Annotated in this window: 10 protein-coding genes; 3 read left to right on the plus strand and 7 right to left on the minus strand. The window is 64.5% G+C overall.

Translation table 11 applies throughout. The features are described 5' to 3' along the window. Positions 1–68: 68 nt before the first annotated feature. Positions 69–2,204, minus strand: coding sequence for a molybdopterin-dependent oxidoreductase (locus CH294_RS19755; RefSeq protein WP_094738981.1), 2,136 nt, complete (start codon positions 2,202–2,204; stop codon positions 69–71). An 83-nt stretch (positions 2,205–2,287) separates the two neighbouring features. Here CH294_RS19755 and CH294_RS19760 point away from each other — a divergent pair, with 83 nt between their 5' ends. The 3 genes from CH294_RS19760 (at position 2,288) to CH294_RS19770 (ending at position 4,285) form a co-directional block, all read left to right on the plus strand. Then, a complete protein-coding gene (locus tag CH294_RS19760) occupies positions 2,288–3,091 on the plus strand; it encodes a serine hydrolase domain-containing protein (protein WP_094738880.1) in 804 nt (267 codons plus the stop codon). A gap of 144 nt (positions 3,092–3,235) precedes the next feature. After that, complete coding sequence (locus CH294_RS19765; RefSeq protein ID WP_094738881.1) at positions 3,236–3,748, plus strand: DUF3145 domain-containing protein; 513 nt, start codon at positions 3,236–3,238, stop codon at positions 3,746–3,748. 90 nt (positions 3,749–3,838) lie between these two features. Further along, a complete protein-coding gene (locus CH294_RS19770; RefSeq protein WP_094738982.1) occupies positions 3,839–4,285 on the plus strand; it encodes a cold shock domain-containing protein in 447 nt (148 codons plus the stop codon). A gap of 160 nt (positions 4,286–4,445) precedes the next feature. On the opposite strand, the gene CH294_RS19775 is transcribed toward CH294_RS19770, so the two are convergent. The 6 genes from CH294_RS19775 to aceE all read right to left on the minus strand — a co-directional run bounded on the left by CH294_RS19775 (position 4,446) and on the right by aceE (position 13,038). After that, a complete protein-coding gene (locus CH294_RS19775) occupies positions 4,446–5,879 on the minus strand; it encodes a carboxyl transferase domain-containing protein (RefSeq protein WP_032379132.1) in 1,434 nt (477 codons plus the stop codon). 131 nt (positions 5,880–6,010) lie between these two features. Beyond that, positions 6,011–7,261, minus strand: a complete 1,251-nt coding sequence (locus CH294_RS19780; RefSeq protein WP_032403883.1) for a KasA/KasB family beta-ketoacyl-ACP synthase — start codon at positions 7,259–7,261, stop codon at positions 6,011–6,013. Positions 7,262–7,269: 8 nt separating this feature from the next. Then, complete coding sequence (acpM, locus tag CH294_RS19785) at positions 7,270–7,614, minus strand: meromycolate extension acyl carrier protein AcpM (RefSeq protein ID WP_052058428.1); 345 nt, start codon at positions 7,612–7,614, stop codon at positions 7,270–7,272. Between the two features lie 85 nt (positions 7,615–7,699). Then, positions 7,700–8,608, minus strand: a complete 909-nt coding sequence (locus CH294_RS19790) for an ACP S-malonyltransferase (RefSeq protein ID WP_032379130.1) — start codon at positions 8,606–8,608, stop codon at positions 7,700–7,702. Between the two features lie 128 nt (positions 8,609–8,736). Then, a complete protein-coding gene (locus CH294_RS19795) occupies positions 8,737–10,131 on the minus strand; it encodes a helix-turn-helix domain-containing protein (protein ID WP_230592530.1) in 1,395 nt (464 codons plus the stop codon). An 87-nt stretch (positions 10,132–10,218) separates the two neighbouring features. After that, on the minus strand, positions 10,219–13,038 hold the full coding sequence (gene aceE / locus CH294_RS19800) for a pyruvate dehydrogenase (acetyl-transferring), homodimeric type (protein WP_032404031.1): 2,820 nt from the start codon (positions 13,036–13,038) through the stop codon (positions 10,219–10,221). Positions 13,039–13,134: the final 96 nt, after the last annotated feature.

Consider the following 13,134-nt stretch of genomic DNA (forward strand, 5'->3'; position numbering starts at 1 on the left):
TGCGCGTACTAGGTACGAGCCTGCAGAATCGTACAGAATCGCGTCGCCTCGACGGTGCATCGGGGGAGCTATTTCCCCCGGACCTGCACCGGGACGCCGTTGAGGATCGCATTGGCCGAGACGGCATCGACGCGGCCGGGGTCGGTGATGTCGTTGACACTCGGTCCTTGCACCGTCGTCGCGACCGACAACTGGACACCGGGGCGCTGATGACCGAAGCCGTGCGGCATGCTCACCACACCCGGCATCATCTTCTCCGATGCCGCCACCTCGATATCGACGGTTCCGGCAGCGGAGGTGACCGACACCATCGACCCGTCCTCGATACCGCGATGCGCGAGGTCGTCCGGATGCGCCAGAAGCTGATGTCGCGCTTTGCCTTTGGTGAGCCGGGCAGTGTTGTGCATCCACGAGTTGTTGCTGCGTAGGTGCCGCCGTCCGATCATCAACAACTCGTCACCACTCGGAACAGCGCTGGAATGCATCAGGTCCACCAACGCGGGAAGTTCGGTGACCACCACGTCCTGAATCAACTGGACACGCTTGTCCCGCGTCTTCAACTTCTGCGGAAAGCCGGGACGCAGTGGACCGAGATCGATGCCGTGCGGATTTGCCCGAAGCTTGCGCAGCGACAAGCCTTTTCGTCGGCTACGGAGCAAGATGTCCAGAGTACGAGCAGGGGACAGGCGCAGGCGTGCCTCTCCGATGATGCTCTTCGGGCTCACTCGTGCTTTCAGCCGATCGACCGTCGAACCCGCCATGCGGTTCTTGTAGCGGAGCGACAGATCTCGGAAGATCTCCCAATCATGCTTGGCGTCAGCCTGCTTGGGCAGAACCGCGGGCATGTATTTCGCGGTGTTGTGTACCGCGAAAGAATTGAAGATCAGGTCGTAATGATCGCGTTCCAGCGACATCGTCGGCGGCAGAATCACGTGTGCGTGACGCGAGGTCTCGTTGATGTAGAAGTCGAACGACACCATGAAATCCAGTGCCGCGAACGCGTCGTTCAGGGTGGTGCCGCCGGGCATCGACAACACCGGATTTCCGGACAGCACCGCCATCGCGCGGATCTGGTCTTTACCTTCGGTGGTGATCTCGTCGACAAGCGTCGAACAGGGGTATTCGCCTGCGAATTCGGGAAGATCCCGAACGCGGCTGCGCCACTTGTCGAAGTGGCCGCGGCCGACGATGCCCTGCGAGATCAGATCGATCGCGGGATCGGTCACCATCGCACCACCCGGGCGATCGAGATTGCCCGTCACGATGTTCAGCACCTGAATGGCCCACTGACACACGGTGCCGAATTGTTGGGTCGACACCCCCATGCGGCCGTAGGCCACGGCAGATTTCGCTGCGGCGAAATCACGAGCGAGAGTCGAGATCTCGTCCGCCGAGATTCCGACCACGGGGGCGACGGCCTCCGGGGTGAACTCCGAAACGAGATCCGCGAGTCGATCGGCCCCGTCGATGTAGTCGGCCACCTTCACGGCTCCGTCGACAACGATGGTGTGAATCATCGCGAGCAGCAGCAGTGCATCGCTGCCGGGCCGAACGAAGAAGTGAGTGTCGGCGATGTCGGCGGTCTCGGTCTTGCGTGGATCGACCACGACCAGGCGGCCGCCCCGTTTGCGCAGTGCCCGCGCTCTCTTGGCGAAATCTGGCACCGTCATCATGCTGCCGTTGGACGCCATCGGATTACCGCCGAGGACGAGAAAGAAATCGGTTCGATCGATGTCCGGAATCGGTAGCAGCAGCTGATGGCCGTACAGCAGATGGTCGACGAGCTGATGTGGCAGCTGATCCAGCGAAGTGGCGGAGTAGCGATTGCGCGTCCGCAGCAGCGAGGTGAACGAAATTCCGTGCGTCATCGCGCCCATCGAATGCACGTTGGGGTTTCCCTGATAGACGCCGACCGCGTTGCGCCCGTACTTCTTGCGCGTCGACACGAGACCCTCGACGACGAGGTCGTATGCCTCGCTCCACCCGATCTTCTCCCACTTGTCGCCCACCCGCTTGACCGGTGTGGTGAGTCGATCGGTATCGGCATGAAGATCGATCAACGACAGTGCCTTGGGGCAGATGTGGCCGCGTGAGAGTGGATCCTTCTCGTCACCCCGGATCGACACCACTGCGTCGTTCTCCACGGTGAACTCGAGCCCGCAGATCGCCTCGCACAAATTGCACGATCCATACACAACCGACATCGCATCTCCCATTCCTGTGGACCGAGAGTAGCCCGGCGGGGGACCGGGGCACCGTCATCGGCCGACAATTAGGCTCTGGAGTTGTGCCTACCCTCGATCTCACAGCCTCGTGGCCCGTCGATCATGTCAGTGCCGCAGTCGTCACCGACTCCGGTGTTCGGGAGAAAGTCGGCGACGCCGACAGTGTCTACGAACTCGCCTCGGTGACCAAGCTGCTCAGTGCTTACGCGGTCCTCGTTGCCGTCGAGGAAGGCGCGGTGGAACTCGATCAGCCCGCAGGGCCGGAGGGTTCGACGGTGCGCCATCTGCTGGCACACGCATCGGGGTTGGCGTTCGGCGACCGCACAGTCCAGGCACCGGCCGGCACCAAGCGGATCTATTCGAGTTCCGGGTTCGAGGTGTTGGCCGAATTGATCGAAACCGAGGCAGGCATTGCCTTCCCCGACTACCTGGACGAGGCCGTGTGCAAGCCCCTGCAGATGACGAACACGTCGCTGCCGGGATCGGCCGGTCATGGCGGCCGCTCCACACTCGCCGATCTGACGAGATTCGCGACCGAGTTGCTCGCGCCGACGCTCCTGGCGTCGCAGACACTGGCGTCGGCGACGGAGGTGCAGTTTCCCGGTCTCAACGGAATCGTGCCCGGTTACGGATCACACAAGCCCTGCGACTGGGGGCTCGGGTTCGAGCTGCGCGGTGAGAAGACCCCGCACTGGACCGGGAGCAACAACTCGCCGTCCACGTTCGGTCACTTCGGGCAAGCCGGAACGTTCCTGTGGGTGGATCCGGCAGTACGCACTGCGTGCGTGGTGTTGACCGACAGGGCGTTCGGAGATTGGGCCAAACCGCTGTGGCCGGAGCTGTCCGACGCCGTGCTGGCAGGGTGAAAATTGTCTGTTCCCAGATTGCACTGGCGCAACAGGGGCAACTCGGGGCACACTAGTACACACACGCGTTGATTCACTGCAGCCAGCCGAAGCATGTCGAGGTCGTTGGGGAAGACGTCCCTCGTCGAAGCTGGAGGTAGTGCAATGCGTGGATCGAATCAGTTCGCAGAAGCGACGTCGGGTGTTGTGTACATCCACTCGTCGCCCGCTGCTCTGTGCCCGCACGTCGAATGGGCGTTGACCGACGCCCTCGATTGTCGTGCGAATTTGAAGTGGTCTGCGCAGCCTGCCTTCGATGGTCAGCTCCGCGCCACCACCGACTGGGTGGGCCCGGTCGGTACCGGGGCCAAGCTCGCCGGCATCCTGCGCTCGTGGCAGATGCTGCGGTTCGAGGTGACCGAGGACGCCAGTGAGGGCGTCGACGGCGAACGGTTCTCGCACGTACCCGGATTGGGCCTGTGGCGCGGCACTACGAGCGCGAACGGTGACGTGGTACTCGGCGAGATGCGACTGCGCGCCTTGATGGAAAACAACCAGGGGAATTTCACTGCAGCCGTGGAGCATGCTCTCGGCTCGGACTGGGATGCTGCCCTCGAGCCGTTCCGCACCGGTGGTGCCGGAGCGGAAGTGACGTGGTTGAGTCGCGACGTCGGTTAGCCGACCGGGTTGCTGGGGCCTGGGTGTCGCGGTAGTTTCGCGGGCGTGCCTGGGTAGGCATGTGGGAACGACCGTGGAGTGGTGAGTTCGATGCTGTCGACTGGAAAAGTGATTCGATTCGACGAGTTCAAGGGGTACGGATTCGTAGCGCCGGACGAGGGCGGCGAGGACGTGTTCATTCACGTCAACGATCTGGACTTCGACAAGAGACTGTTGGCACCGGGGGTTCGAGTCGAGTACGTCGCCGTAGAAGGCGACCGAGGCCTCAAGGCCACCCAGGTACAGATCATCGACGTTCCGGCATCGACCGCTCTGGTCACCCGACGCAAGCCCGACGTGCCGTTCCACGACATTCCGGTCAGCGAACACCAGCAACTCGAAGACGTCATCTGCGACGTGCTGTCCGAGGGGGACTTCACCGCGGAACTGACCGAGGCTCTCCTGACCGCCAACGGCACCTTGTCAGCCACGCAGATTCTCGACATTCGATCAGCGATTCTGCGACTGGCGCACGACCACAAGTGGATCGAAAGCTGACCGACGCGTAGCCCGCCCACCCTAGAGCCCGCCCGGGCGCTGAATGAATGTGGCTTTGTTGCACTCAGAGCGCCTCGAAGTCGCATTGATCCCAACCGGGCGGGGTATTCGGTGGGGGGCGGGATGCCACCACACGAGGCGGCGGGGCACCCCGAGACGATCAGAGCGGAATGTTCTTGTGGTTGCCCCGTGCCGCGGGGGCAGCAGCGAGTGCTTTGGTGACCGTGCTGCGAGTCTTGCTCGGCTCGATGACCTCGTCGACTACGCCGATGGCAACGGCGCGCTCGACGCCACCGGCGATGCTCTCGTGTTCGACGGTGAGGCGATCGTGCAGTGCCTCGCGCTCTTCGTCGGGCGCGGCGGCGAGTGCCTTCTTGTGCAGGATGCCGACGGCTGCCTTGGCGCCCATCACGGCGACCTCGGAGCCGGGCCAGGCGTACACAGCAGTGGCACCGAGTGCGCGGGCGTTCATGGCGATGTACGCACCGCCGTAGATCTTGCGGGTGACCAGGGTGACGCGAGGAACGGTCGCTTCGGCGAAGGCGTGCAACAGTTTTGCTCCGCGACGTACGACGCCTTCCCATTCCATGCTGACACCGGGCAGGTATCCGGGAACGTCGACGACCACGATGAGCGGAATGCCGAATGCATCGCACAACCGCACGAAACGTGCTGCCTTCTCGGCGCTTTCGGAGTTGAGGCAGCCGCCGAGGCGAATGGGATTGTTGGCGATGACGCCGACGGTGCGGCCACTGATGCGTCCGAGACCGATGACGATGCTGCGGGCCCAGCCGCCCTGGAACTCCTCGAACGTCGATTCGCCTTCGACGTTGTCGAGCAGTTCGTGGACGATCGGGTGCACATCGTATGCGCGACGGTTGGATTCGGGCATCAACGCCCGGAGATCGGTGTCGCCGTGCTCGGCGGCGGCGATGTCGAATTCGCCCTGCTCGCAGAACATCGACACCAGACGGCGGGCGCGGGTGAACGCGTCCATCTCGCTGTCGGCGACGATGTGGCAGACACCGGACTTCTTGTGATGAGTGTCGGGGCCACCGAGCGAGGCCATGTCGACCTGCTCGCCGGTGACGCTGCGGACGACGTCGGGACCGGTGACGAACACGCGTCCCTCGGGAGCCATGATGACGACGTCGGTCAACGCAGGACCGTAGGCGGCACCGCCGGCCGCGAAGCCGAGGACGACGGAAATCTGGGGGACGAGGCCGGACGCTCGAACCATGGCCTCGAAGACGAGTCCTACGGCATGGAGAGCTTCGACGCCCTCGGCGAGGCGAGCGCCACCGGAGTGCCATACGCCGACGAGCGGAGCGCGCTGTTCTATGGCGGTATCGATGGCGGCGACGATGTGCTTGCAACCGTCGACGCCCATGGCACCGCCCATGACGGTGGCGTCGGAGCAATACGCGATGGTGTGGACTCCGTCGATCTCACCGGAGGCCGCGAGAATGCCGGACTTGTCCCGATCGTGCAGGGGGACAGTGGTTCCGGTGTCGAACAGGTTCTCGAGGCGGGCGAGTGGATCGCGGGGATCGGTAGAAGTACCGGATCGAGTGACGGGAGCCAGAATTGTCATCGCTTGTCCTTCTTCAGGGCCCCCGTGGGGGCGAGGCCCGAACCGGGGCCGTTCACGAGGAACGGTTCCCCGGTTCGGATCATGCACTGCGAGAGCGGGATTCGCTGAGTCGAAACGATCGACTCAGTGCATCACGCCTTTCCGAAGGCGAGCGCTACGTTGTGCCCACCGAATCCGAACGAGTTGTTGATCGCGTAATCGATCTGTCCGACGCGGGGCTCGCCCTTGACGACGTCGAGATCGATCTCGGGATCCTGATTCTCCAAATTCAGTGTGGGAGGGATGATTCCCTCACGCACTGCCAGCACCGTCAGAACCGACTCGAGGGCACCGACGGCACCGATCGAGTGGCCGAGAGCGGATTTCGGTGCGTACACCGCTGCGTGATTTCCGACGGCCTTGTTGATTGCCAGCGCTTCGGCAGTGTCTCCGATGGGAGTTGCCGTTGCGTGGGCGTTCACGTGGGTGATGTCGGACTTCTGCAGGCCTGCGGTCTCGATGGCGCGCTGCATCGCACGCGCGGCACCCTTGCCCTCCGGGTCGGGAGCCACGAGGTGGAACCCGTCGGAGGTGATTCCGGCACCGAGCAGGCGGGCGTGAATCGTTGCGCCGCGAGCCTTGGCATGCTCCTCGGTCTCGATGACCATGAGCGCACCCGCTTCACCGAAGACGAAGCCGTCACGATCCTTGTCGAACGGACGTGAGGCACCCTTCGGATTGTCGTTGTTGGTGCTCATCGCCCGCATCATGGAGAAGCTGGCGATCGGGACCGCGTCGATGTATCCCTCGACGCCGCCGGTGACGACCATGTCCGCGTCGCCCATCACGATCATTCGCCATGCGTGAGCGATGGCTTCCGATCCCGAGGAGCAGGCCGAGACAGGAGTGATGACGCCGGCCTGCGCTTTGAGTTCGAGTCCGACGACCGCTGCGGGGCCGTTCGGCATGACCATCTGAACGGCGAGCGGAGACACCTTGCGGTAGCCGCCGGCCTTCATCTTGTCGTTGGCGTCGATCAGAGAATCGCCGCCACCGAGGCCGGTACCGATCGACACGCCGAGACGAAGAGGATCGACGTCGGGGGTACCGGCGTTCTTCCACACCTCGCGACCGAGCACGGTGGCCAGCTGCTCCACGTAGCTCAGGCGACGAATCTCGACCCGTGAGAGCAGGCTCTGCGGGTTCACCGCGAGGTGTCCGCCGATCCGCACGGGCAGGTCGTACTCGGCGACGAAATCGTCTTCCAGAGTTGCAATCCCGCTGTCGCCGTTCAGCAGACCCTTCCACGTGGCATCGACGTCACCCGCAAGTGACGTGGTCGCAGCGAGGCTGGTGACGACGACACTGGGGAAGCGTCCGTTGGCGGTGGATGGGTTGGTCATGGGCCCTGTCACTCGCTCGCGGAGTCGTCGAGCTTGGCCTTGATAGCTTCTGCGGCTTCGGGGTTCTCCGCTTCGAGCTTCTGGATGTAGTTGACGGCGTCACCGACGGTGCGCAGACCTGCGAGGTCCTCGTCGGGGATCTTCACGCCGTACTTGTCCTCGGTCTGCACTGCAATCTCGACCATGGAGAGCGAGTCGATGTCGAGGTCGTCCACGAAGGACTTCTCGATGGTCACCTCGGACGGTTCGATGCCCGTGACCTCTTCGATGATCTCTGCAAGTCCGGCGATGAGGTCTTCCTGGCTGGCCACTGTTGTGGGTCCCTTCTCTTCTGTGTCGAACGCCGAAGTCATGTGCTTCGAGACGCGGTTGTGCATTTCTGCCACTCGGGGAGTGGAAGTAGATCCGCAGTGCTGAGACTGCGGTGTGGTTGCCGAGCTATCCGAGCTCGGCCAGTGCGGAAATGTCCGCCGGTGTCTTCAGGCCGAGGTTGGCGACGCCGCGTAGTTCACGCTTGGCGATGCCGACCAGTGCGCCTGCCGGGGGCAGTTCCACAAGTCCGGTGACCTGCGCGGTGCGCAGGTAGGCGTTGCACAGGTCCCATCGCACGGGGCGAGTGACCTGTGCGGCAAGTTTGTTCAGTGCGTCGGCACCCGAGGTGACCGGCTGACCGTCCGAGTTGGACAGCAGGGTCCGCGACGGCTCCGATGGCGTGATGGCAGCAGCGGCGGCGGCAACGGTGTCGCCCGCCGACGCCATGTACTTGGTGTGGAACGCGCCTGCGACCGGCAGTGCGCGAACCCGGGCCTTTTCGGGCGCGCTCTCGGCCAGCTCGGCAAGCTTGGTCAGCAGGCCGGCTGCGACGATCTGCCCGGCGGCGTTGACATTGGCCGGGGCGAGGTCGAGTTCTTCGAGTCGGGCGAGGACGGCGGCCTCGTCGCCGCCCAGGACGGCAGACATGCCGGTCGGCTCGAGCGCACAGGCCTTGGCCATGGCAGCGCCACGGACCGCGGCGAGGGAGACTGCGTCGTCGGAGGAGATGACGCCGGCGATGGCCGCGGCAGCAAGCTCGCCCACGGAGTGTCCGGCAATGACGGCATCTTCGGGGAACAGGCCGCGGGCTGCGATTTCCTCGAAAGCGAGCAAAGCGGACGCCACGACCAGCGGCTGTGTCACCGCGGTATCGGTGATCTCCTCGGCTGTGGCCGTGGTGCCGAGGCGAACGAGGTCCAGGCCGGAAGCCTTGGACCACAGGGCGAGGCGGTCTGCCGCACCCGGCAATTCGAGCCAAGGCAGCAGCATGCCGGGAGTCTGGGAGCCCTGACCGGGCGCAAGCAACGCAATCACAGGGTTAAGAGAACACTGTCGGGGCCCGTCCGAGTGATGTCGCGCTCGATGAACTCTCGACAAGCAATTTGTGGGAACCCTACAAATCGCCTCGTGGGGATCCGCTATCGCCGGAGGGTGGTTGCTCGTTACGTGACTACTTCTCCGAATGTGACCTGTGTGACAAATGGGGCAGGATGGGGCGGTTCGTGATGGGTTCGAGCCAACCTTCCTACTGTTGCTGCAACTCGGAGCACGTACGCATCGCGCGGGTTGGTGGGATCGCGCCCGGTTACCTCGGCAATGCGCTTGAGGCGATAACGGACGGTATTTGGATGAACAAACAGCTGCCGTGCGCAGGTTTCGACGGCGCCGCCGCAGTCCAGGTAGGCATCGAGCGTGTCGGCCAATCCGGAACCCGCCGCAGCCAACGGAACGACCACATGATCGTTCAGCGCCGATATCGCCGCACCGTCGTTCAGCAGCGCACGCTCGGGTAGCAGCTCGCCCGCATGCACCGGGCGCGGTGCGCCCCGCCAACCCGCCACGGCCTGCATCCCGGCGAACGCCTCGAGGGCGCTCGAGTGCGCCGCTCCCAAAGTGCGGGTGGTGGGACCGATGACGACGGGCCCGTCGGAGAAGTTCTGCAGCATGTCGTCGATGAATGCGTGGTGGGCAGACGAATCGGTGATCTGGCCGCTGACCACCATGACCAACCGCGTCCCCTGAACAACGGCCAGTGCTGCGCGCCCGTGCTTCTGCGCCACCGCGTGCACGGTTCCGACGACGGACACACCCCGATCGTCCGGGGGAGTGCCGACCAGCACAGTGGCGGGCGCGGTGGCGTCCCAGTTCAACGTGGCGGCGCGGGACAGCATGTCCGAGCCGGTATCTCCGCGCACGACGGCGTCGACCACGAGGGCTTCGAGCCGGGTGTCCCAGGCTCCACGGGACTCGGCGGCGCTGGCGTAGACCGATGCGGCCGCGAAGCCGAGCTCGCGTCCGTACCGCAATACGGCCTCGGTCAGGGCCACCAACTGCTGATCGTTACGTGCGAGAGCCGGAAGCCACTGCTCGAAGAACTCCATCGCCACGCGGACCATGTCGACCGTCTGGCGCAGAGTGAGGCGTCGGGCGAGGTCTTGGGGGATGACCTGAAAGGCATCGAGAGAGAAGCGAATGTCGCTGTGGGGATTCTTCAGCCACTCGAGAAAGTTGTCGACGGCTGTCTGAATCAACAACTGCACGCTCGCACGTTGGGCCGCGTCCAGATCGCCGAAGAACGGCAGCTGGCCCTGCATCGTCGTCACGGCCTCGGTCGAGAGTCGGCCGGAGAACTGTTTGACCCGTCGCAGCAGGGCGTCGGGCAAAGGGTCGCGCTTCTGGCGGGAGGGTGCAAGTGAGGCGACCGGAAGGTGCACCTCGTTGTCCGACGTCAGAGAATCGCGAGTCAACGAATCGCGCAACGCTTCGCGATAGGCGTCGCGTCGGGACACATCGCGTGCGGACGCGCTGCCCGGTGGGTCGGGTTTCGCATCGGACATAGGGAGAACCTACGCCCGACCCCCGCCCCTATCGCGACGGACATGCTTCGCGACGTGGGACGGGGGTCGGCCGAACAGGCGTGGAACCTACGCCGAACCGGTATCGGCGAACGACGTCGGAGCTGCAGTGACGTCGTCGATCTTGTACTTCTCCGCGGCCTCGACGGCCTTGGACTTGTCGATCTCACCGGATGCTGCAAGAGCGGACAGCGTGGCGACGACGATCGACTCGGCGTCGACGTTGAACACCCGACGCGCGGCCGGACGGGTATCGGAGAACCCGAAGCCGTCGGTGCCGAGGGTGACGTAATCGCCCGGAACCCACTGGCGAATCTGGTCCGGCACTGCACGCATCCAATCCGAGGACGCGACGACCGGGCCGTTGGCGTCGGCGAGCGCGGAGGTGACGAACGGAACGCGCTTGTCTGCACCGGGATTGCGCAGCGACTCCCGCTCGGCGTCGACGCCGTCGCGGCGCAGTTCGCCCCAGGACGTCACCGACCAGACGGCCGAGCGCACGCCCCACTCCTCGAACAGCAACTCTCGGGCCTTGCGGGCCGAGACCATGCCGACGCCCGACGCCAACAACTGCGCCTCGGGTCCGTCGCCTTCCTGCGGAGCAGCGAACCGGTAGATGCCCTTGAGCAGACCCTCGACGTCGAGGTTCTCCGGCTCGGCCGGCTGCACGTACGGCTCGTTGTACAGGGTGATGTAGTAGAAGATGTTCTCGCCGCCGAAGCCCTCGACACCTTCGGTGCCGCCGTACATCCGTCGCAGACCGTCCTTGACGATGTGCGCGATCTCGTACGAGAACGCCGGGTCGTAGGCCACGGCCGCCGGGTTGGTCGACGCCAGCAGCAGCGAATGACCGTCGGCGTGCTGCAGACCCTCACCGGTCAGGGTGGTGCGACCCGCGGTGGCACCGAGGACGAACCCACGAGCCATCTGGTCCGCGGCAGCCCACAGGCCGTCGCCGGTGCGCTGGAAACCGAACATCGAGTAGAAGATGTACAGCGGGATCATGACCTCGCCGTGCGTGGCGTACGAGGTACCGACCGCGGTGAACGACGATGTGGAACCGGCTTCGTTGATGCCCTCGTGCAGGATCTGGCCGACCGAGCTCTCCTTGTAGGCGAGCATCAGCTCCGAGTCCACCGAGGTGTACAGCTGGCCGTTGCGGTTGTAGATCTTCAGCGACGGGAACCACGAGTCCATGCCGAACGTGCGGGCCTCGTCCGGGATGATCGGCACGATTCGGTGGCCGATCTCCTTGTCTCGCAACAGCTCTTTCATCACGCGCACGAGCGCCATGGTGGTGGCGACTTCCTGCTTGCCGGAGCCCTTGCGGAGCGTCTTGTACGTGTCGTCGCTCGGCTGCGGGAGCGGCTTGACGTCGACGCGCCGCTCAGGGACAAATCCGCCGAGCTTGGCACGCCGATCGAGCATGTACTGGATCTCGGGAGCATCCGCACCGGGGTGGTAGTACGGCGGCATGTACGGATCCTTCTCGAGCTCCTCGTCGGAGATCGGGATGTGCTGAAGATCGCGGAACGTCTTGAGATCGTCGAGCGTGAGCTTCTTCATCTGGTGCGTGGCGTTACGGCCCTCGAAGTGCTTGCCGAGGGTGTAGCCCTTGATGGTGTGCGCCAGGATGACCGTCGGCTGGCCCTTGTGCGACATCGCGGCTGCGTAGGCAGCGTGCACCTTGCGGTAGTCGTGACCGCCGCGCTTGAGGTTCCAGATCTCGTCGTCGGACAGATCCTTGACGAGCTCCTTGGTGCGTGGATCGCGGCCGAAGAAGTGATCACGGACGTAGCTGCCGTCGTTGGCCTTGTAGGTCTGGAAGTCACCGTCTGGGGTGGTGTTCATCAGGTTGACGAGCGCGCCGTCGCGGTCTGCGTGCAGCAACGCGTCCCACTCGCGACCCCAAACGACCTTGATGACGTTCCAGCCGGCACCGCGGAAGAACGACTCCAGTTCCTGGATGATCTTGCCGTTACCGCGCACCGGGCCGTCGAGACGCTGCAGGTTGCAGTTGACGACGAACGTGAGGTTGTCCAGACCCTCGGTCGCAGCGACGTGCGCAAGTCCACGTGATTCCGGCTCGTCCATCTCGCCGTCGCCGAGGTAGGCCCACACGTGCTGATCGGAGGTGTCCTTGATGCCGCGGTCGTTCAGGTAATGGTTGAAGCGAGCCTGGTAGATGGCGTTCATCGGGCCGAGGCCCATCGACACCGTCGGGAACTCCCAGAAATCCTGCATCAGACGCGGGTGCGGGTACGACGGCAGTCCGCCCCCCTCGGTCTCGTGGCTGGCCTCCTGACGGAAGCCGTCCATGCGCTCGGCCGGGATGCGGCCTTCGAGGAAGGCGCGGGCATAGATGCCGGGGGAGGCGTGACCCTGGATGAAGATGTGGTCGCCGCCGCCCGGGTGATCCTTGCCGCGGAAGAAGTGGTTGAAACCGACCTCGTAGAGCGCTGCGGAGGACGCGTACGTGGAGATGTGTCCGCCGACGCCGACGCCGGGACGCTGCGCGCGGTGCACCATAATGGCCGCGTTCCAGCGGATCCAGGCACGGTATCGGCGTTCCATCGACTCGTCGCCGGGAAACCACGGCTCGTTCTCGGTGGGGATCGTGTTGACGTAGTCCGTAGACGTCAAGGACGGCAGCGCGACCCGGCGCTCGCCGGCGCGCTCGAGCAACCTGAGCATCAGGTAGCGAGCGCGGTTGGGGCCGGACCTCTCCAGCAAGCCGTCGAACGATTCGATCCACTCGTTGGTCTCGTCGTTGTCGATATCGGGCAGGTACGACGCGACACCCTCACGGATGACGCGGACCCGGCCGTCCGAGCCCTTCTTGCCTGCAGACGATGTGTTCTGCCGTTCGCCGCTGTTCACTTCGGACAACGTGTGCACTCCTCAATGTGGCGGACGCTCGGTGTGGCGCCCGGTCCCGGTAGACCCGCCCCTGTGACGGCGGTCTACTTTCCTCGGTCTCGTGAT

Source organism: Rhodococcus sp. 14-2483-1-1, assembly GCF_002259335.1.
GTDB lineage: Bacteria > Actinomycetota > Actinomycetes > Mycobacteriales > Mycobacteriaceae > Rhodococcoides.

Coding starts and splice junctions, on each gene's coding strand:
- CH294_RS19755 (WP_094738981.1), bottom strand. CDS start 2,204: ATGTCGGTTGTGTATGGATCGTGCAATTTGTGCGAGGCGATCTGCGGG.
- CH294_RS19765 (WP_094738881.1), top strand. CDS start 3,236: ATGCGTGGATCGAATCAGTTCGCAGAAGCGACGTCGGGTGTTGTGTAC.
- CH294_RS19770 (WP_094738982.1), top strand. CDS start 3,839: ATGCTGTCGACTGGAAAAGTGATTCGATTCGACGAGTTCAAGGGGTAC.
- CH294_RS19775 (WP_032379132.1), bottom strand. CDS start 5,879: ATGACAATTCTGGCTCCCGTCACTCGATCCGGTACTTCTACCGATCCC.
- CH294_RS19780 (WP_032403883.1), bottom strand. CDS start 7,261: ATGACCAACCCATCCACCGCCAACGGACGCTTCCCCAGTGTCGTCGTC.
- acpM (WP_052058428.1), bottom strand. CDS start 7,614: ATGACTTCGGCGTTCGACACAGAAGAGAAGGGACCCACAACAGTGGCC.
- CH294_RS19795 (WP_230592530.1), bottom strand. CDS start 10,131: ATGTCCGATGCGAAACCCGACCCACCGGGCAGCGCGTCCGCACGCGAT.